Consider the following 23,328-nt stretch of genomic DNA (forward strand, 5'->3'; position numbering starts at 1 on the left):
TCCATAACGTTTAAGGCGAGTATATACCGATGTTGTGGATAAGACACTCCTAAATAACAGTCAGTTACCTAGAGTCCCCTTACTCTTTAATCACTTCATGTGGTGGCACACCAAATGCCTTTTTGAAGGCATAAGTGAAGTTAGAAGGGTGGTGGTATCCGGCTTCATAGGCGGCTTCTGTTATCGTCACTAGGCCACGTTCCAAATGTTGCCTAGCAATCTCAAGACGTCGAAAACGAATGTAGCCGTTTATGGTCATATTAAGTGATTGTTTAAATCGGCGCTGCAGGTTTGAAACACTCATTGAGAATTGGCTCGCCAACTTTTCCAAGCGTAGTTCTTGATCAAGGTGAGTTTCAATATAGCTGACAATATCCTCAATTCGACCATCAATGTGTCGTTCAATACTGCTGTTTTTAGCACTGAAATTCTTAGGAATTTGCTTGGTGGCTTGATGTAATATTTGATAGATCAAGCTTTCGACCTCTAGCTTTTCTTGGAACTCTTGCGGTGTTTCTCTATTTGTTAACGTTTCGGCCAGCTCGCATAGCGTCTGGTTAGGCTCCAACAGTTGAAACGCCTGATGAGAGTTAAAAAAGGCTCGATGACTACAATTTTGCTCAAGGCGGGCCTCTAGCCATTGGGGCTTAACCAATATGTTGATCTTATTAATGAGGTTATCTTTGAGCAGTGAACGACGAAAATTTGCAGGTTTGAGTAAGTTCACCACTACACCCTTAGGGCCGTCGCTCGCGTCTAAATCAAATTGCAAATCGTCGTAGCCAAACGAGAGTCTACCTTCTAAAAGAATAGTGACCAGCAGTGAGGCGTGTGCAGTAGAAACAATATTCGAATCAATAAGTTCTAGACAACGCCCGCCATGAACAAAAATTTGATCATTGTACTGATATGATAGGAACTTACCTTCGGCCAGTTGAGTTTGACAAGGTTGGCCTTGCGTGACAATCCATTGTTTCTCTGTCGCCTCTAGTCTTTGGGTTAAAGCTATCTTGGCAATTTTAGTTCGTTTTGTTGTGACTTCCTGCATTTGACACTTCCTCATAACACTTGTGCGATTTCGCATAACCAAATCGCCTTTGTATTTATAAAACTCATGCTTATTATACCTGAGAATTATTATCATTAATATTTAGGAATGAAGTTATGGAAAGCCCTGCTTGTTCACCTATCAAGCTTTCAAGCCTTTGCCTTGCAGTGGGAATGGCGCTATCAACCCCTGTTTTAGCTCAAGATACTGAGTCACATTTTGAAGAGGTCGTTGTATGGGGAACGAAAGTTTCCAGCAACACTGAGTCGATGTTTGCGGACGACATGTCACTGAAGCAAGCGGATCATATGTCTGATTTACTGCGCGATATTCCCGGTGTAGATGTTGGTGGAACACACTCTGTGAATCAACGTATTACGATTCGTGGTTTGAGCGAAACCGATTTGGACATTCGTCTTGACGGTGCTTCTCAGCATGCGAGCATGTTCCATCATATTGGTAACTTGACGCTGAACCCTGACATTCTCAAATCTGCGGACATTCAGGTAGGTAATAACTCTGTGACTCAAAACGGGTTAGGCGGTTCGGTTTACTTTGAAACGAAAGACGCTCGTGACTTACTTCGTTACGATGAAAAGTTTGGTGCGCGTGTTTATGGCGGCTATGCATCTAACGACAACCAGCAAGGTTCGTTGACACTGTACGGACTTTTGTCCGAAAACATTGATGCGATGGTCTATGGCCATTACGTTACGCGTGATGATTTTGAAGATGGTGATGGCAATAAAACCTATGGTGCTGCAGGTGATGTTTACAACATTCTGGCTAAGCTGGGGTATGAACTAAATGACATCCATCGTTTTGAGCTCTCTTATGACATGTACCGAGACAGTGGAGATTACAGTCCGCGTCCTGATATGTCTGGTAGTGCAAATAATAGCCTGTCGAGCAAGTTACTTATCCCTACGGATTATGACCGCGATACCGTTACCTTGAGTTACGAGTTGCGAGGCGAACAACACCAAGGAAACGTCACTCTTTATAATACCGAGACAGAAATTAAACGTGACGAAACGGTGATGGCCCCTCGTTGGCCCTCGAACCGTTTATCAAAGAACACCGCCAAAAACCAAAACTTTGGTTTGAATGGCAAATTCCAGTCAGATGTTATGTTAGGTGAGTTTGATAATCGAGTCACTTATGGCTTCGACTACATGGATAAAACGTCTTCGAGTTACTACGGTAGTCGTAAGTTTATGGACGAATCGGCGATTTCAACCGCACTGTTTGTAGAAGATCAGTTCTTCTTCTCTGATGCCTTCTTTATTACCGCAGGTATGCGCTTTGATGATTACAAACGCAAAGCTGAGACAGGAACCAGTAATTATGATGATGTGACTTGGGCTCTAGCAGCAGAGTGGGCGGTGACTCAAGATTGGACGTTGTTTGCGAGTGCACGTTCTCTATTTAAAGGTCCAGAGCTAATGGAAACCTTTATTGCTTACCAAGACGTTGCATTTTTAGAGGATGGGCTAAAGCCAGAAACGGGATTGAACACGCAGGGTGGTGTTCGTTTTGATAAAACCTTTGATAAGCATTTCTTTGGGGCGAATATTACGGTATTCCAAACGGAAATTGATGATTACATTGCAGACCAGTATCAAAACGCGACTCAAACTTACCTGATTTACAACTTAGGTGATGTTGAGATTAAAGGCTTTGAAGCAAGTGCTTCTTATGGTTACGACAAGTTTAACAGCAAACTTTCTTACTCTAAGTCGGACACCAAAAACAAGAATACTGGTGGTCCTGTTGCTGGGGGCAATGGGCGTAGCATTGATATGGGTGATAGCATTGCTCTAACTTTGGATTACCAGTCAGACGCTTTAGAAACGATCTTCGGGTGGAACTCAATGTTTGTTCTAGAGGAAGACAACGTCTTTGATGGTCAGCCAAAGAAAGCAAGTTATGATGTACATAATCTATACGCTCAATGGGTGCCGTCTGATATTGATGGACTGTCGGTGACCTTTGGTATTGATAATGTATTTGACGAGTTGTACAGCTCTCACGCGTCTCGTTCTGGTACTGCACGTGGCTTCACGCTTGATGACTACGAGCCGGGTCGCAACTTCAAGCTCTCTGCAGCTTATCAATTCTAACAAGGTTCTTCATAGGACGTTTCAAAGTAACGAGTAAGTTCATGATTAAAGAAAGCACCCGAATAGATAGCGAACACGCTGACAAATACTTAGTGACGCTTTGTCGGCATTTTGGACGAAAAGTTCCTGCTACTTGGAATGAAAATAGCGGTTTGGTGACATTTCCGACGGGAAAAGCTGAGTTTAACCTTTGTGCATCTAGCTTAACTATAACCTGTGAGGCGGATTCAGAAGAGAAACTGAATACGGTTAAGGCGATCATTTCATCGCATGTGGACATGTTTTCTCGTCGAGAAACACTAGCACTTAGCTGGGTTCGTTAGCGCTCGTTTAAGGATGCTGTGATAGAAAGGGAATGTTAAAAGCAAAAGCCCGCAATCTTATGATTTGCGGGCTTTTATTGTTTGAATGCTATTGCGCTTTCTCAGGCTCTAGGCTTTTTTTTTCCTGCTGCATTTTTGCTAGGAAGTAGATGTTAACGCAAGCTATAAAACCGTTAGTTAGTACTACAGGCCAAGAATCAATCATTAGTCCGTAAGCAGTAAATAGCGCACAACCAATAAAGTTAAGGATACGAAGCTTAACAATATCTTTCATAGTTAGCGAAATAGCGACCATGATTGAAGCTGCATAACCTAAAATCTCAACCATATTCATGTCCATTTTTTGACCCTCTTAAAATCTGCCGAATTTTGTCGGTACCAATTCTTCTCATCTTGAGATTAATGAGGAAGCTCCATGCCTCGAATGGTCTTTTTTTGTTGTATGGACGCACTATATCAATGGAAAAACCGTGATAAAAGCCTCAAATCAAGGTTAAGAGAAGGTTAGCGATTACGCAAACGTTTAGGACTGGAATTACTGATAATTTTACTTATTGTGTTGATTGATAATAACGATGACATTAATAGCTCAAACACCATTGAAAGTAAGGGAATATTTACATATGATTGAAAATGATAATTATTTTCAAGTGCTGTGTTTATGTATTTTATTATTAGCTTGGTCGTGTTTTTTTTGCTGTATATCAGAACAAAACCGAACTCGTGGTGTGCGGGGATTCATATCGTAAGCCACTTTTGTATCGTTGCATTTTGTCCTGCAATTTATGTTGTTCAATATTTAATCGTTACGTTTTTTTCGTCACCGATATTGATTAAGATGTCATCACGCTCCGGTGTATACAACATTCTCATTGCTTTTCTTCCATTATTGATCGCAACCGGCAGTCTGGCGTTTAGCTGAATGATTTCATCTATCTTCTTTTCTTAAAACAACTACACTTAATCAGAATAAGGTATCAATTTCATATAATTATTCGATATCTACGCGTCAGCACATGTGTCACATTTCTGTGACTACGAGTAAGTTTTACTTATGTTGCTCGGTAGTAGGGTATTTATCGATTGTCTAATGATTCAATACTTAGTTTAATCGTATAAAGGTGTGCAGTATGCCGCACTAAATTAATAAGAAATTATCTAAAAAGGTTAATGGGAAACGTAAGCCATTAGCGGAGGTCAGATGAGTACGCACACGGTACCGCAGAGCGCGATTGTAAATGCTGTCAAAGGTGAAGTTTTGGTTTTGGGCCTGGATGGAAACGTTAAGGTCATAAAAGCGGGGGATGAGTTAAGACCTGGCGAGATTATTATCACAGAAAATAATGCCTCTCTCGACGTACAGATAAATAATGAGCTTTATCTGGTCGACGCAAATTGTGTTGCTTGTCTTCCTGTGCCTTCTTCTGAACCGTTAGAACCAGTATTGGTACAATCTCCAGTTAATGGCTTAGTGACTTTTGACCCAACGGCTATTGGAAGTGCTGACTTCGACGCCAACGATATTGCCGCTATCCAGCAAGCTATTTTAGACGGAGCTGACCCTACCGCTATCTTAGAAGCAACAGCTGCTGGCACAGGTGCTGAAGGCTCGGCTAATGCTGGCTACGTGACGGTTGAATATAATAACCCGGAAGTACTCGCGTCTACTTTTTTTGAAACGTCTGCGACTCGCAGCGGAGAAGATGATCGCGACGAAGATGACGGTTTGAATGTCACGATCTTTGCTGATGGTGGGCAGTCACTGCAATCTAACGTAACAGAAGGCTCAATTTCTCTATCTAGCTACCCGCAAACCATTTCTTCTAGTGTGCTGGTTGAAGCAGGGGATCTCGCACTTGATACTGCTTCATTTGTACCTGAAACGTCCTCATTAGAGTCTTTGTTAACCGAGTTAAATAGTGACATTACCTCTGGTGGTCAGCCAGTGGCGTTCGTTTACGACGAAGCGCAAAATGCCATTATCGGCACTCAAGGTGGTAACGAAGTGCTTCGTATCGAGATCGAAGCGACATCTTTAGGCCGTGATTTAGAGTTAGAGGTCGTTACCACGATTAGCCAGGGCGTTGACCATGTTGCGTCTGTTGCTGATGGCCAAGTATCGATCGTCGGTGATCAAATCAATATTGCTTTTGATATTACAGGTGCAGATATTGGTGGTAACAGCATTCAAGCGCCTATCGATTTTACGACAACCGTTATTGATGGCGATGATCCTGCGCCGCAGAACGTTACTTTTGAAAACGTTGAATCTTCTTCTGCACCAATTACTGGCACCTTTGTTGATATTGGTAGTGATCAATTGGCAACGGTCACGTTTAATCAAGAAGGACTTAGTCAGTTCGATGGCCTACTGAGTGATAATCAGGCGACAGAAGCGGTACTCTCTGAAGACGGCAGTACTATCACCTTGTCCATTGCGGGCTCGAATGAAACCGTCTTAACCATCAGTTTGAATACTGATGGTACCTACCAATTTGAGCAATTTAAGCCGTTAGAACAAACAAACGGTGAAGATACGATTGAGCTCTCTTTGCCAACCACAATCGTCGATTTCGACCAAGATACGGCAAGCAACACCTTTACGATGACCATCCTCGATGGCGATAACCCAGTGATTGAGAACGTGACAGGCTTGTCTTTAGATGAGGCGGGGGTTGACCAAGGTTCACAGGAAGGCGCGGCAGTAACAAGTGGTACTGGGTCGATCACGACAGCGGTCGGAAGTGACATCATTGATCACTATGAGTTGGAACCTACAGAGTTCAATGTTGGTGGAGAACTCCAATCTCAAGGGCAGGTTGTTCAACTAGAACTAGCGTCCGAGAGTAACGGCGTACGTACTTACGAAGGCTTCATCGAGCTGGATGGTGTGCGTATTACCGTATTTGATGTGGCGATTGATGCACCTGCATTGGGCGAATACCAATTCAACTTGTATGAACAACTTGACCATACGGGTGCTAACGATGACTCGCTCACTTTCTCACTGCCAGTTTACGCGGTAGATGCGGATGGTGACCGCTCCTCTATTACCGAAGGTTCGAACACACCAGAAGCTGCGCAAATTGTCATTCAAGTTCAAGATGACGTTCCTTCGATTGATGGCGTTGATGCGCTAGCCGTCGATGAAGACGATTTATCAAGCATTGGCTCCGATCAAAGCGACTCTGTGTTCGCGCAAGGTAGCTTCACGACGACTCAGGGCTCAGACCGTGTTGTAAGTTATCAATTAGAGAGCGGCACTGATCCACTCAATGGGTTGGAATCGCAGGGGCGATCTATCTCTCTGACGGAAACAACCAATTCAGATGGCAGCTTTACCTATTCTGCAACGGCAGAAGGGGACGCTATCTTCACCTTACAAGTGAACCCTGACGGTTCTTATTCATTTACCCTTGAAGGTCCAATCGATCATGCTGTGGGCAGCGATAGCTTAACTCTAGACTTCACTATTGTCGCAACGGACTTTGATGGTGACACCAGTTCACTTGTTCTACCGGTAACCATTGCCGATGATGTGCCAACCATTAATGACGTTGTCGCTCTTACCGTCGATGAAGATGACTTAAGTTTGGTAGGCTCTGACCAATCACAGTCAACGCTGGTCGAAGGTCAGTTTACGACAACTCAAGGTTCTGATGGCGTCGTACAGTATCAGTTGGATGTAAACGCTGATTCTTTAAATGGCCTGCAATCTCAAGGTCAAACCGTTTCCATTGCCGAAACGCAAAATGCAGATGGCAGTTACACCTACAGCGCAACGGCAAATGGCAGTGCAGTTTTCACATTAATTTTGAATACCGACGGCTCGTACAGTTTTGAGCTGCAAGGTCCAATTGACCATGCGGCAAATAGCAACAGCTTAACCCTTGATTTTAGCGTTATTGCTACAGACTTCGATGGTGACACAAGCCAAATCGTATTGCCTGTTACCATCGTGGATGATAAGCCAACTATTACCGATGTTGATGCGATTACTGTTGATGAAGATGATTTAGGCACGATTGGTTCGGACCAGACTGACCCGATTTCTATTGATGGTAGCTTCACCACCACACAAGGCTCTGACCGAGTGGTAAGTTATCAGCTTGATGCTTCTGCAACACCAGTTGACGGCCTTACATCACAAGGCGTGGCAGTTACGCTGACTGAAACCGCAAACGCTGATGGCAGCTTTACTTACGAGGCGACAGCGGGTAGTGAAGCGGTCTTTACGCTGACGGTGAATACTGATGGTAGCTATAACTTCACGCTTGAAGGTCCAATCGACCACGCGGTAGATAGCGATGAGCTGACACTCAACTTCCCAATCATCGCAACAGACTTTGATGGCGACACCACAAATGCCACTATCCCAGTGACAATCGTGGACGATAAGCCTGTTATTACCGACGTCGACACCATTACGGTTGATGAAGATGATCTAGCGTCAATTGGCTCAGACCAAAGCAATCCAATTTCTATTGATGGCAACTTTACTACCACACAAGGCTCTGACCGAGTGGTGAGCTACCAACTCGATGCTTCAGCAACACCAGTGGACGGTTTAACCTCGCAAGGTTTAGCGGTCACGCTAACAGAAACCGCAAATGGTGATGGTAGTTTCACTTATGAAGCGACTGCGGGTGGCAACCCAGTATTTACTCTGACAGTAGATACTGATGGCTCTTACAACTTCACGCTAGAAGGGCCAATTGATCACGCGGTGGATAGTGATGAGCTGACACTCAACTTCCCAATTATCGCAACCGACTTCGATGGCGACACCGTTACTGAAACCATTCCAGTCACGATTGTTGATGATGTACCGACCATCACAGCGGTGGATGCGTTGAGTGTCGATGAAGATGACCTTAGCGGCGTGGGCTCAGACCAAACTGACGCTGTGTTCGTTGAAGGCGCGTTTACCACTATTCAAGGCTCTGACCGAGTGGTGAGCTATCAACTGGATTCAACGGCTGATCCTGTTGCGGGGCTAACGTCTCAAGGTGAGGCGATTACCTTGGTGGAAACCGCCAACGGTGATGGCAGCTTTACTTATGTGGCGACCGCAGACGGCAATCCGGTATTCACGTTAAACGTAGCAACAGATGGCACTTACGATTTTACGCTGCAAGGCCCGATTGACCATGCAGCTAACAGTGACAGCCTGACGATTGATTTCCCAATTATTGCCACCGATTTTGATGGTGATACGACTTCGGCAACCATTCCAGTCACGATTACGGATGATGCACCAATCATCGATAATGTTTTGCCTCTGGCTGTAGACGAAGATGATTTATCAGGTATTGGCTCAGACCAAACTGACGCTGTGTTTGTTGAAGGCGCGTTCACCACTACCCAAGGTTCAGACCGTGTGGTGAGCTACCAACTTGATTCAACTTCTGATCCTGTTTCGGGGCTAACCTCCCAAGGTGAGCCAGTTACTCTGGTAGAGACTGCGAATGCTGATGGCAGCTTTACTTACGTGGCTACCGCGGATGGCAATCCGGTTTTCACCATGAACGTGAATGCTGATGGCACATACAATTTCCGTCTGGAAGGGCCGGTCGATCACGCGTTAAACAGCGATGAATTAGTACTGAACTTCCCAATCATTGCAACAGACTTTGACGGCGATACGACGACCGCGACCATTCCCGTCACGATTACTGATGACGTTCCAACTATCGACAACGTTGTTCCACTCACGGTGGACGAAGATGATCTCGCCTCAATTGGCTCAGACCAAAACGATGATGCGTTTATGTCGGGTTCTTTCACCACAACTGAAGGCTCAGACAGCGTTGTTAAATACCAGCTTGATGCAACAGCAGATCCAGTATCTGGGTTGACCTCTCATGGTGAGCCTGTCGTGCTTGCTGAAACTGCTAACGGCGACGGTAGTTTTACTTACACAGCCACGGCAGATGGCAATGCCGTATTTGAATTGATTGTGAAGCCAGATGGCAGCTACAACTTTACACTGCAAGGTCCACTAGACCATGCGGTGAATAGCGACAGTCTGCAAATCGACTTCCCGATTATCGCAACAGACTTTGATGGCGACACCTCATCGGAGACGTTACCTGTCACTATCGTTGATGATAAACCAACCATCACTGACGTAGACGCAATCCGTGTGGATGAAGATGACCTAGCGACGATTGGCTCTGACGGCTCAGATCCAATTTCAATCGATGGCAACTTCACTACAACGCAAGGTTCTGATGGGGTAGTAAGCTACCAATTAGATACTGCTGCAACGCCAGTTGATGGCCTAACATCGCAAGGTGTGGCAGTGACGCTGACGGAAACTGCAAACGGCGACGGTAGCTACACTTATGAAGCGACAGCAGGAACTGAAGCTGTATTTACGCTGACCGTGAATACGGATGGTTCATACAACTTCACGCTTCAGGGGCCAATTGACCATGCGACAGACAGTGATGAGCTGACACTGAACTTCCCAATCATCGCGACGGATTTTGATGGTGATACCACCACAGAAACGATCCCAGTCACCATCGTGGATGATAAGCCGACCATTACCGATGTCGATGCGATTACCGTTGATGAAGATGATTTAGGCACGATTGGCTCAGATCAAACTGACCCGATTTCAATCGATGGCAACTTCACCACCACACAAGGCTCGGACCGAGTGGTGAGCTATCAGCTTGATGCTTCTGCAACACCAGTTGACGGCCTTACATCACAAGGCGTGGCCGTCACGCTGACTGAAACCGCAAACGGTGATGGCAGCTTTACTTACGAGGCGACAGCGGGTACTGAAGCGATCTTTACGCTGACAGTGAATACTGATGGTAGCTATAACTTCACGCTTGAAGGTCCAATCGACCACGCGGTAGATAGTGACGAGCTGACACTGAACTTCCCAATCATCGCGACCGACTTTGATGGCGACACCACAAATGCCACTATCCCAGTGACGATCGTAGACGATAAGCCAGTTATTACTGACGTGGATTCCATTACGGTTGATGAAGATGATCTAGCGTCAATTGGCTCAGACCAAAGCAACCCGATTTCTATTGATGGTAACTTCACCACCACGCAAGGTTCAGACCGAGTGGTGAGCTACCAACTCGATGGCACATCAACACCAGTTGACGGTTTAACCTCGCAAGGTGTGGCTGTCACGCTAACAGAAACTGCAAATGGTGATGGCAGTTTTACCTACGAAGCAACAGCGGGCTCTGAAGCGGTCTTTACTCTGACAGTAGATACTGATGGCTCTTACAACTTCACGCTTGAAGGGCCGATTGATCACGCGGTGGATAGTGATGAGCTGACACTGAACTTCCCAATTATCGCAACCGACTTTGATGGCGACACCGTTACTGAAACCATTCCAGTTACGATTGTTGATGATGTACCGACCATCACAGCGGTGGATGCGTTAAGTGTTGATGAAGACGACCTTAGCGGTGTGGGCTCAGATCCAGGCGGCGATCTGTTCGTAGAAGGGGCGTTTACGACCACTCAAGGCTCTGACCGAGTGGTGAGCTATCAACTGGATTCAACCGCAGATCCTGTTGCGGGGCTGACCTCTCAAGGTGAGGCGATTACCTTGGTGGAAACCGCGAATGGCGACGGCAGCTTTACTTATGTTGCGACCGCTGACGGCAATCCTGTCTTCACGTTGAATGTAGCAACAGATGGTACGTACGACTTTACGCTGCAAGGCCCGATTGACCATGCAGCAAACAGCGACAGCCTGACGATTGATTTCCCTATTATTGCCACCGATTTTGATGGTGATACGACCACGGCAACCATTCCAGTTACAATTACGGATGATGCACCAATCATCGATAATGTTGTGCCTCTGGCTGTGGATGAAGATGATTTATCAGGCATTGGCTCAGACCAAACTGACGCTGTGTTTGTTGAAGGCGCGTTCACTACTACTCAAGGCTCAGACCGAGTGGTGAGTTACCAACTTGATTCAACTTCTGATCCTGTTTCGGGATTAACCTCCCAAGGTGAGCCTGTTACTTTGGTAGAGACTGCGAATGTCGATGGCAGCTTTACTTACGTGGCTACCGCGGATGGCAATCCTGTCTTCACCATGAACGTGAATGCAGACGGCACATACAACTTCCGTCTAGAAGGTCCGGTGGATCATGCGTTAAACAGCGACGAGTTAGTACTGAACTTCCCAATCATTGCAACAGACTTTGATGGCGATACGACGACCGCGACCATTCCAGTCACGATTACTGATGACGTTCCAACCATTAATAACGTTGTTCCACTGACAGTAGACGAAGATGATCTCGCTACAATTGGCTCAGACCAAAACGATGATGCGTTCATGTCGGGTTCTTTCAGCACAACTGAAGGCTCGGACAGCGTTGTTAAATACCAGCTTGATGCAACAGCAGATCCAGTAGCAGGGTTAACCTCTCATGGTGAGCCTGTCGTACTTGCTGAGACAACAAATGGTGATGGCAGCTTTACTTACACTGCCACAGCAGATGGCAATGCCGTATTTGAATTGGTGGTGAAGCCAGATGGCAGCTACACCTTTACCCTGCAGGGCCCACTAGACCATGCGGTGAATAGCGACAGTCTGCAAATCGACTTCCCGATTATCGCAACAGACTTTGATGGCGACACCTCATCGAAGACGTTACCTGTCACCATCGTTGATGATAAACCAACCATCACTGATGTAGACGCAATCCGTGTGGATGAAGATGACCTAGCGACGATTGGCTCTGATGGCTCAGATCCAATTTCAATCGATGGCAACTTCACTACAACGCAAGGCTCTGATGGGGTAGTGAGCTACCAATTAGATACTGCTGCAACACCAGTTGATGGTCTGACATCACAAGGTGTGGCCGTCACGCTGACGGAAACTGCAAACGGCGACGGTAGCTACACTTATGAAGCGACAGCAGGAACTGAAGCAGTATTTACGCTGACCGTTAATGCGGATGGTTCATACAACTTCACGCTGCAAGGTCCAATCGACCATGCGACGGGTAGTGATGAGCTGACACTGAACTTCCCAATCATCGCGACGGACTTTGATGGTGATACCACCACAGAAACGATCCCAGTCACCATCGTGGATGATAAGCCAACCATTACCGATGTCGATGCAATTACCGTTGACGAAGATGACTTAGGCACGATTGGTTCGGATCAGACTGGCCCGATTTCAATCGATGGCAACTTCACCACCACACAAGGCTCTGACCGAGTAGTGAGCTATCAGCTTGATGCTTCAGCAACACCAGTGGCTGGACTCACATCACAAGGCGTGGCAGTCACATTGGCTGAAACCGCAAATGGCGACGGCAGCTTTACCTATCAAGCAACAGCAGGCACCGAGTCGGTCTTTACACTGACAGTGAACACTGATGGCTCTTATAACTTCACGCTTGAAGGCCCAATCGATCATGCTGTTGATAGTGATGAGTTAACGCTCAACTTCCCAATCATCGCAACAGACTTTGATGGCGATACCTCTGCTGAGACAATTCCTGTCAAGATCGTTGATGACAAGCCGACACTTGGTGGAATCGAAGCAACAAGTGTGCAAACGGTTGATGAGGACGATATCCCAACAATCGGATCTGATGGTACACAGTCGAACAGCATTGCCGGTAACTTCATCGCGACTGATGGTTCTGATGGCATTGTCGAGTACAGCGTTTCTGACCTAACGACGCCAGTACAAGGCCTGACCTCTGGTGGTCAATCTCTGGTTATGGTTGAAGTATCAAACGCAGGTGGCGTTTCAGTTTACGAAGCTCGTATTGATGGCACGACGACACCAGTATTCCGTGTAACCCTCGATGCCTCTGATGACAGCTACACGTTCGATTTGCTCGCTCGTCTCGATCATCCAAATGCTGATGGCCAGAATGAACTGATCATAAATTTACCGATAAACGCGACTGACTTTGATGGAGACGTGTCGAACAACATCACCTTACCAATTACGGTTGTGGATGATGTTCCGACCATTGATGGTTTGCTAGCAGGCAGCGAACAAACCGTTGATGAAGATGACCTACCAGCAGGTACGGATGCTGCAAGTGCAGAAGATACTGTTATTTCAGGTACTTTTGATATCACCGAAGGTGCTGACCAAGTTGCTTCTATTCAGCTGAGTGACCTGACCACGCCAGTTGCGTCACTGACTTCAGATGGTGACGCTATCACCTTAGTTCTGTCTTCTAGCGCAAACGGCGTGAACGTATACCAAGGTGTCGCTGGCAATCCTGCTGAAGTGGTTTTCGAACTGACGTTGGATGCAACGAACAACACCTACGAGTTCGATTTACAGAAGCCGCTTGATCATCCAGATGGTAATCAGCAAAACGAGATTGTTATTAACCTCCCTGTGACGGCGACAGATAATGATGGTGATACTTCACCAGCCTTCACATTGCCAATTACCGTTGTGGACGATGTTCCAGTTGTTACCAATATTGAAAGTCTACGTGTCGACGAAGATGACTTACCTCTTGGTTCTGATGGCACTAAAGAGCCGTTAACGGTATCAGGTGAATTCGAAGTCACTAGCGCAGATGGTATTGATGCTTTCGAATTGGATCTGAGCTCAAATCCTATTCCGAACCTGAAATCGGGTGGAGAAGAGGTAACACTTTCTCAAGACGTTGGCGCTTCAACTGCTGACGCGCTTGTTTACGTGGGACAAACTCCGGGTGGAGTGACGGTCTTCACGTTGACACTTCATCAAGATGGTAAATACGACTTTGAGTTATCTGGTCAGTTAGATCACGCGGTTAACTCTGATGAGATTTTGTTGAATCTACCTGTGAAGATCACGGATGGCGACAACGATACCATCACTGCGACCTTGCCAGTTACGATCGTAGATGACAAACCAACCATTGATGCTATTAGCTCTGGTAGTACCTTGTCTGTGGATGAGGATGATATTCCAAGCCAAGGTTCGGACGACACGCCAGAATCCAATATCATTGGTGGCAACTTTGACGTTACTGATGGTGCCGACTCTATCGTTAGCTTCCAGTTGGATAGTTTAACATCGCCTGTTTCTGGCCTTACCTCAGGTGGTCAACCGCTTGAGTTGGTTGAGTTTTCAAATTCAAACGGTGTGATTGAGTACCGAGCTTATGTACAAGGTACGACGGACACCGTCTTTAAACTGACGCTAAATGGTTCAGCAGACAGTTATGAATTTGAACTGTTGGGTGCACTTGATCATCCTGCGGGTAACGATGAAAACTCGTTGGTCATTAACTTCCCAGTCAACGCGACTGATTTTGATGGCGATGTGTCCAATAACATCACCTTGCCGATCACCGTGGTGGACGATGTCCCAGCTATTGTGAAAGTGACAGACTCTAGCCAACAAACCGTTGATGAAGATGATCTTTCCGGTGGCTCTGACACGACAAGTAGTGATTCAACGGTATTGAACGGCGGATTTGAGGTCGTTGCTGGTGCAGACAAGATTGTCAGCTACCAAGTTTCAGACCTCGATGCAGTCGTGTCTGGTTTAACGTCGAACGGCAGCAGCATCGAGTTGAATCTAGTAAGCACGAATGGTGGAGTAACCAGTTACGAAGCGGTTATTACTGGCACATCAACTAAGATCTTCACGCTGTCTCTTGATGCGAATAATGACAGCTACCAATTTGAGCTGTTGGGACCAATCGACCATGACGCTGTTCAAGGTGAAAACAACCTTGTCATTGATATTCCAATTACAGTAACAGACTTTGATGGTGACACGTCATCATCACTGAATCTTCCAATTACCGTAGTTGATGACATTCCCGAAATTAAATCAGCAGATGCTTTGGCTGTTGATGAGGATGACCTTGCCAACGGCTCTCAGGCAACCAACAAAGACAGCCTAGAAGCAACGGGCAATTTCGATACGGTGGAAGGGGCAGATACCGTTGTCTCTTATCAGCTGGATCTTACTTCTAACCCGATACCAGGAGTAACTTCAGGTGGTTTTGCGGTGACTTTAGTTCAAACCGCGGTAAGCAACAACAACTTTACTTATCAAGGTCAAACACCTGATGGTAACTCAGTGTTCACACTAGTTTTGAACGCTGACGGCTCTTACAAGTTTACGCTTGAGGGTGCGCTAGATCACTCAACTCAAGGCGAAGATACACTCATACTTGATCTCCCAGTCTTTGCGACCGATGTCGATGGTGATACGGCAGGTATTAACTTACCAGTGACGATTACCGATGATGTTCCAACCTTGCACGATGCATCTATTTCGCGTGTTGAGGGGCAAGGCAGCCGCACGGTTCGTTTATTCCGAGACCCTGTAGAGGGGGATGATGACCTTGGTGCTGACGGCGCACAAGTGACTTCATTCTCGGCTGATGATTCAGGCATTTACTTTAAGCAAAATGGTGTTGATTCTGATTCTGTCGATTTGAACGGCAGCGACCAAGTCGTATTTGTTCACAAGGTTCTTGACGGAGTGGATACTGAAATCGGTCGTTTGGTTGTTCGAACCGATGGCAGTGTGTCATTCCGTCCGAATGACGACCTTGACCATACCGAAACCGACTCGATTGATTTCACCATCAACGTTGTTGCAACCGATGGTGATGGCGATATCGCAGATGCCGATGTGGATATCTCGATAAGAGACCGCAATGCGCAAATTGACACGTCTACCGTTACTGCGTTCGAAGACCAAGGGCGTGATGGTGTCGTTGTGGGCGTTGACTCTGCAAATACTCAGGACAACTTGTCGACGCTGGATGTTAGCCCTGCGAAAGTCGACTTGGTTATCAATTTACACGATATCGACCGTAACGAGAGCTTAGGTGACATCACTATTCGAGATGCTGATACTCACAACGGTACGTTCTACTACAGAGACGGCAGTGGCAACTACATTGAATTAACATCTGTGGGCAATACGGTTGTTCTCGACGCATCAAATGTTGAGCAGTCATTCAATGGTGAGCTTGTCTCGTTAGATAACTTGTACTTCGTACCAGATCGTCATACATCAACCGATGCTTCTGGTATCGATCCTCGTATCCGCGTGGAAATTCTTAACAATGGTACGCCAGATCATACGATTAATGGTCGTTTAGACATTGAAGTTGCTGCTGTCGCAGATATTGCAACGTGGACGGCAAGCAGCGAATTTAACTACTCGGTTGATGAAGATGGAAACAATGTCGCACTTAACATCACGGCTGAAACCCAAGACACTAGTAACCCAGAAGGCATTGTGTACGAGCTTGTCTTTACACAAGGAGAAGGTAACGCAGAGTTAGTCTATTCAGATGGTAGTGCGATACCAAAATCCGGTGGTGTTTATCTGGTGGATGCAAGCCGAATTGATGAAGTTCAAGTTGATCCGATAGATAACTTCTCGGGCGAAATCAGAATTGATGTCACCGCTATTACGACGGAAAACAACAATCCACTGCTTGGGAAAGATACCGCTCGCTCAGAAACCGAAACCATCATTATTGATGTAAACCCAGTTGCGGATAAAGGTAGTTTTACTGTAAACCGAATTAATGTGTTTGAGGATAATGCTCGAACTCAAAATACGGTAGACCCTGTCACTGATCACGATCCACTCCAATTAAGTGAAGTGATCACCATGAAACCATCAGCGGACTTAGATGGTTCTGAAGCGTTATTTGTGCGCATTTCTAACTTCTCAATTGATGGGGTTACTTTGGTGTGGCTGGACTCAGCAAACCCAAGTCAGATAGTAGAAGTGACCGATTCAGGCGGCAATGTACTTTATTACGAAGTGCCAGAGTCTGAATTAGCGAACGTCGAAGTTCTTCCTCCGTTGCACAGCAATGATGACTTTACTTTCAATGTCGAAGGCATTGTGAAAGACACAGCATCATTGTCTACCGGTACGACAGAAGATGTGTTGTCACTGGGCAGTAAGACCGTCATCGTTGGTGTAAAAGGTGTTGCTGACATACCAGACACGGTATTAATTGACGCGGGGAACGTTTGGAACCGATTCGTAGACGGAGATGTGGCCGGAATAGAGACGACTATTGAAGAGAATGGTGTTGTAAACCTCAACTTCTCGGTTGTATCTGGTGAAGTTGCCGATAGACCACAGGATGATTCAGAAGCCATTACTGTTATCCTGTCCAACATCCCCGACGGTGTTCGTGTCGTAGATTCAGACGGTTCAAGCGTTGACCTCACCTTTGTTGGCTATGATGGTAACGGTCAACCGATTTACGAAGCAAACATCACTGGGCTGAATTTTAATTCCGGTATTCAAATTATTCCAGAAGCCTCTTCAACCGAAAACATTGCGATTACAGGGACGATCATTGTTACCGAGAATGATGGTCATAGTCGTGTGATTGAAAGAGAGGTAAGGATCAAGGTCGAACCCGTTATTGATGCTCAAGATAACTACGTTGTTCGATCGGAGGGAGATGAAGATACGCGCTTTGACATCGATTGGAAACCGACGCTCGTACAAAGCCCTGATACCGATGAATTCTTTAGTGATGTAACCATCTCTGGATTTCCTCCAGGCAGCACGGTCTATGTAGATGGTGTGGCACAAACGCTTGTTTCTGGAACACTAACGCTTTCACCGCAAGCCGGTGAATCAGAGCAAGATTTTTCCGCTAAAATCTCTCAAAGTGGCTATGTTCAAGTCCAGTTGGAGCAGGATTCAAGTACTGACTTTGACTTGACCACGACCGTCACTGTGAAAGAGATTGACCATGAATATGTTGACGCTTCGAATCCCGGTGAAGGTATCGCTGAGAAAACCATCAATGGTACGGTGAATGTCCAAGTTAATCCAATCGTTGAGCCAGAGGATAAGACGGGGGCAATAGATGACCAAACCCGTCTGCTTGTCACTGAAAGTGGTGGTGGTGCTACCGATATCGTGAAGTCAGACGATCAAGGTAACATTGACTTTACGATCAACACTTCTATGGGGGGGGAATCTGGTGCTCATATCATTAAATATCAAGAGTTTGATGCGTCTTCAGATGAAGTGGTGACTCAACTTGTTGTTCAATTTCACAATGTGGACCCTGAGATCCTCAACCAATTGGTTATCGTCGGTGCACTAAATGAAGGCGGAGGTCGTTGGACAGTAACCAATGAAGATAACTTCTCAATTAAAGCGCCGTCTGGTCTTGATTTAACACCAAACGATGACAGCGACGATGGCGATAACGGTGGTCTCTCTCAAATTGGCTTAACCATTTACGCAGAAGTGAATGATTTGGGCGAAGATTTGGGCAACGAAAAAGATGCGACGGTCATGCGCCAAACGGATGTGACACTTGAATTTCCTACCGTTCTCACACCACAAATGAGTGTAGCGGCAGAGATTCAGGTGGCTGATGATGTCCAAATTCAAGCGTTGGAAGATAATTCTATCAACCTTGGTGCTCAGTTAACGTCGAAAGTTGATGCGATTAATGCAGATGGCGTGGAGGATGTCTTGACTATTATCGTCGATCCTTCAGCTCCTGGCATTCCTCCTGGTTTGGTGATCACGGGGACGGATATCGACTTTGTCAATGGCAAATACGTGTTCCAAGCCCATATCGATGCGAGTGGAAATATTACTGGCCTTGATGGTTTGACGATGCACTTGGCAGAAGATTACGCAGGTGATTTCGAATTACCAATTCGGTTCGTCACTAAAGACACTGAGTCCGGTGATGAAAAAGAAAATAATGTCCAGTTTCCAGTTCAGGTTTTACCGGTTGCAGACGTTCCGAGTTCAGCCGGGGATCAGCCGTTGGATAGCGATGTCACACCGAATGTAAAAGTAGATATCGTTGGTACTTTCGGCTTGGATGCAAACAAACAACCTGTAACTGATCTAAATAACGACGTTCCCACGGCGGATGGTGTTGGTTACGAAGATGGCTTAATCCAACTTAACTTGAGTGTTGATTTTGCCGATCAATTTAACAACACTCAAGGTGGTCGAGAAACACTAACGAACATCAAGTTAGAGCTTGATGACACAACATTAGGTGAGTTTGTTGATGCCAATGGTAACAGCTTAGGAACCAGTATTGAGTTTAATGAAGCTGAGATTTTAGCTGGTGCGCTTGACAATGTTCTGTTTAAGCCAAAAGAAAATTACCCCGTAGGTGGTGGCCAAAATACCGTCAAGATTAATATCGAGGGAGAAATTACTGATGAAGCTGTGTTTGATCAGTCTATCTTGAATAACTCTGGCGATAATATAGATGTAAGAACCTTCACTGACGATGTCACATTTGAAGTTACGCCAGTCGTTGATGACATTACCATTACAGGTGCCGATCCGACGCAGCCAATCACGGTGATTGGTGACGAAGATACTTTAATTTCGCTGAATCAATCGGGCTCTGGTGTTTCGATCAGCCTGAACGATAATGACGGTTCTGAGAGTTTCGTTTCACTCAAGTTAACGGGACTTCCTGATGACTTTATCGTTAAATCCAATTCCTCTGATTATGTTGTTAAGAATAACGGTGGGGGCGAATGGAGTATTCAACTAAAAGATCTCACTCAGACGTCCATTGACCTGAGTGACATCCAAATTAAACCGCCAAAACACTTTAGTGGCGAGGCTGAGATAGGTATTACGGTCTTCATTCAAGAGGAGTTGCTACAAGTACCAACGGAACGAAACAACAACTTTACGCTGATTGTTAATCCTATTGGTGATGATGTTGATGTGAATCCCGACACTTCGGCTGCAGGTAATGAGGGCGAAGACATTGTTATTAATGTAAATGCGTTAGTGGTTGATAACAAAGAGTCCATCGGAGATGGTGCAAACTACCAGGAAAATGATCCAGAGACGCTGAGAGTTGAGGTCTCAAATGTCCCTGGTGGGGCGAGCGTTTCATTACCTGATGGGACAGTATTTACTGACCAAGGCGGCGGCGTTTTTGTCTTAGAAATCAATGCTCAAGACTTGGATCAAGTGGTGTTTAATTCTGGTGATCGCAACGATAACTCATGGGATGGTTCGCTGCATTTCAAAGTGCAAGCCGTTGATACTGGGCTCGATGGCAGTCAAAGCTTGGGCTCCGCAGAGGAGTTTGATGTCACTGTTGATGTTGAAGCAGTGAACGATCGTCCAGAGTTCGTCAATACCGTGGATGTGGAAACACCAGAAGATACGCCAATGCTGCTTGATGGTTTCAGCATTACCGATATTGATGCCGTACTCGATGATCCGAATGCTGAATACGTACTCAATGTGAACGTCGACAGCGGTATCTTGGAGCTTAATCCAACGCTCATCGCTACTTACAACCTAACCGTGAGCGGTGATGGTACGGACTCCGTTGAACTGAAAGGCACAGTGGCCGACCTAAACAATGCCATTGCAGACGGTCTGATTGAGTTTAACCCAGAGCTGAACTTCTTTGGTGACGTTCAGGTGGACGTGACAGTCGATGACCAAGGTAATGAAGGTATCGTAATTGGTGGGGTAGATGACACCCTAAATACCAACAGCAGCAGCTTCAATATTGAAGTAACAGCGGTGAATGATACCCCAGAAACTACACCAGTGACGCTACCGGATATTGAAGAAGACAGTGGTGTGTTCTCCATCTCTGAAGCGGATCTTATTGCGAATGCGACAGACGTAGAGAACGATAATCTCACGGTTAGCAATGTTCAGTTAACGGATCCGAATTCGGGCAGCATTACTTTCAACAGTGGCACGGGAGAGTGGGAATTTACCCCAGCACCAGATTACAACGGTCCAGTTGAAATCACGTACACCATTACAGATGATGGCACGACAAATGGTGCATCCGATCCTAAATCGGTTAACGGCAGCGCATCGTTCAATGTAACGGAAGTCAATGATGCTCCAACGACGTCTGAAGTGGTACTTTCTGATATCGCAGAAGACAGTACGGCGGTTGAAATTACCCAAGCTGATTTGTTAGCGAATGCTTCTGACATTGAAAACGACACCTTGATGGTGAGTAATGTCCAGTTGGTTGACCCAAGCAGCGGCACATTGGATTTCGAAAACGTAACAGGTACATGGTCATTTACTCCTGCGCCTGGCTACAACGGCAAGGTCGATCTGACCTACGACATTACCGACAACGGTACAACGAACGGTGTTTCTGATCCTCAAACGGTGTCAGGAACGGCGACCTTCGAAGTCACTGAGGTGAACGATGCACCGGTAACATCAGAGGTAACGTTGAGTAGTACGGAAGAAGATGGTGGTTCGTTAACTATTACGGCTACTGAGTTGCTGAGCAACGCAAGTGATCCTGAGTCAGACAACTTGACCGTCGATAATGTTGCGTTAGTGGACCCAACTTCCGGCACGTTGACTCAAGTGAGTGCGACAGAGTGGACGTTTGAACCCGCAGCAGATTTCTTTGGTGACGTTAATTTCACTTATGAAATCACAGATGACGGAACCACTAACGGCGCTCCAGACCCAATTACAATCGCGGGCACAGCAGTGTTGAATGTTGAAGCTACCAATGACGCACCTGAAATCACTGCAGCGTCGGTAACGGATACGATCAATGAAGCTGATGGCCAGAAAGTAACGGGTATTAGTGTGAGTGACGTCGACTTTGCGGGCGCACAAGCAAATGAAAGCATGACCGTGACTCTTACAGTTACCGAGGGCGACCTTCGTGTCGAGCCGCCAGCAGGTAGTGGTGTGACTGTTGGGGCGGGGATGGCTGGTGAAATAACCCTAATGGGCACACCAGATAATATTAACTCCGTTCTTGGAGCAACAGACGCTTCTGAGGGTGTATTTGTGGATGCAGGAGATGTCAACGCAGCTTCAATCACTTTATCGGTGAAAGTCGAAGACAACGGCGTGTACTTCGAAAATGCATCGGGTACCGCATTGGAGGCGAATCAAGACTTCACTATCAATGTGACACCTGTAGCTGATGCACCTACATTGAGTATCAATCCTCAGTTTAATTACATTCGTCAAATTGCGGCTAGCCAAACCGCGAGCAGTCAAGGTTTAGCGATTGTCGGAATCATGGCGGCGCTTACTGATGTTGACGAGGTGCTGTCTTTGGAGCTAACGGGCGTACCAGCTAGTGCTGAGGTAACAAGTGGCGTTTCTCCATCAGGCATTAGCTTCGATGGTACCACTTGGACAGTACCAAGCGATGAAATTGATACGCTAGAAATTGTCGCAACAGATACTAACAGTGGTATTGATGTCGGTTCTTACGATATTTCGCTTACGGCGATATCAACGGAATCTAATGGCGATGAGGCGCAGTCTTCACCTGTCCAAATTAGTTTGGATGTGAGTAGTGATAGCGACGATATTGACCAGTCAACCGCAGTGGACGACAGCTATTTAGTCGGTGGAGACACAGGTATCAATTTGATTGGTGGCGACGGTGACGACGTTATTCTGGGTGGCGATGGCGATGACGTTCTTATCGGTGGCTTAGGCTCAGATATCTTAACGGGTGGAGACGGCAGCGATATCTTCAAGTGGACGGTAGATTCCGTTGATGAAGGGGCAGTGGATACCATTACTGACTTCACTGTTAACGAAGACAGTATCGATTTACGTGAAGTTATCTCTGATCTCAATAACTCAATGATCGACATGGATGATCTGCTTGGTCACATTTCGGCAGACTACGATGCATCGACGGAAAGTGTTTCTCTGAACATTACGACGGATGCAAATGTTCAACAGACTATTGTCGTGGAAAACTTAGGTACTTCAATCGACTTCAACGGTCTCAGCTCCAACGAGATTGTAGAGTCATTGCTCAACAACGGTGTTATTGATAACGGATAAACCTGTATGCAA

5 protein-coding genes are annotated in these 23,328 nt (G+C 46.1%); 3 read left to right on the forward strand and 2 right to left on the reverse strand.

Going from position 1 to position 23,328, the window contains the following annotated elements:
- Positions 1-79 precede the first annotated feature (79 nt).
- On the reverse strand, positions 80-1,048 hold the full coding sequence (locus R7Z50_RS02490; protein ID WP_318148845.1) for an AraC family transcriptional regulator: 969 nt from the start codon (positions 1,046-1,048) through the stop codon (positions 80-82).
- A 116-nt stretch (positions 1,049-1,164) separates the two neighbouring features.
- On the opposite strand from R7Z50_RS02490, the gene R7Z50_RS02495 reads away from it, so the two are divergent.
- Positions 1,165-3,171, forward strand: coding sequence for a TonB-dependent siderophore receptor (locus R7Z50_RS02495; protein ID WP_005382608.1), 2,007 nt, complete (start codon positions 1,165-1,167; stop codon positions 3,169-3,171).
- Between the two features lie 41 nt (positions 3,172-3,212).
- Positions 3,213-3,494, forward strand: coding sequence for a DUF2218 domain-containing protein (locus tag R7Z50_RS02500; protein WP_005376622.1), 282 nt, complete (start codon positions 3,213-3,215; stop codon positions 3,492-3,494).
- Positions 3,495-3,582: 88 nt separating this feature from the next.
- Here the strand turns inward: R7Z50_RS02500 and R7Z50_RS02505 are convergent, their stop codons facing one another.
- Positions 3,583-3,834: a YgjV family protein gene (locus R7Z50_RS02505; protein WP_005376619.1), complete on the reverse strand. Its 252-nt coding sequence runs from the start codon at positions 3,832-3,834 to the stop codon at positions 3,583-3,585.
- A gap of 861 nt (positions 3,835-4,695) precedes the next feature.
- Between R7Z50_RS02505 and R7Z50_RS02510 the strand changes: the two genes are divergently transcribed.
- Entirely contained in the window at positions 4,696-23,316 is an 18,621-nt protein-coding gene (locus R7Z50_RS02510) for a retention module-containing protein (RefSeq protein ID WP_318148846.1), read from the forward strand.
- Positions 23,317-23,328: the final 12 nt, after the last annotated feature.

The sequence above is a fragment of the Vibrio sp. 1249-1 genome (assembly GCF_033340495.1).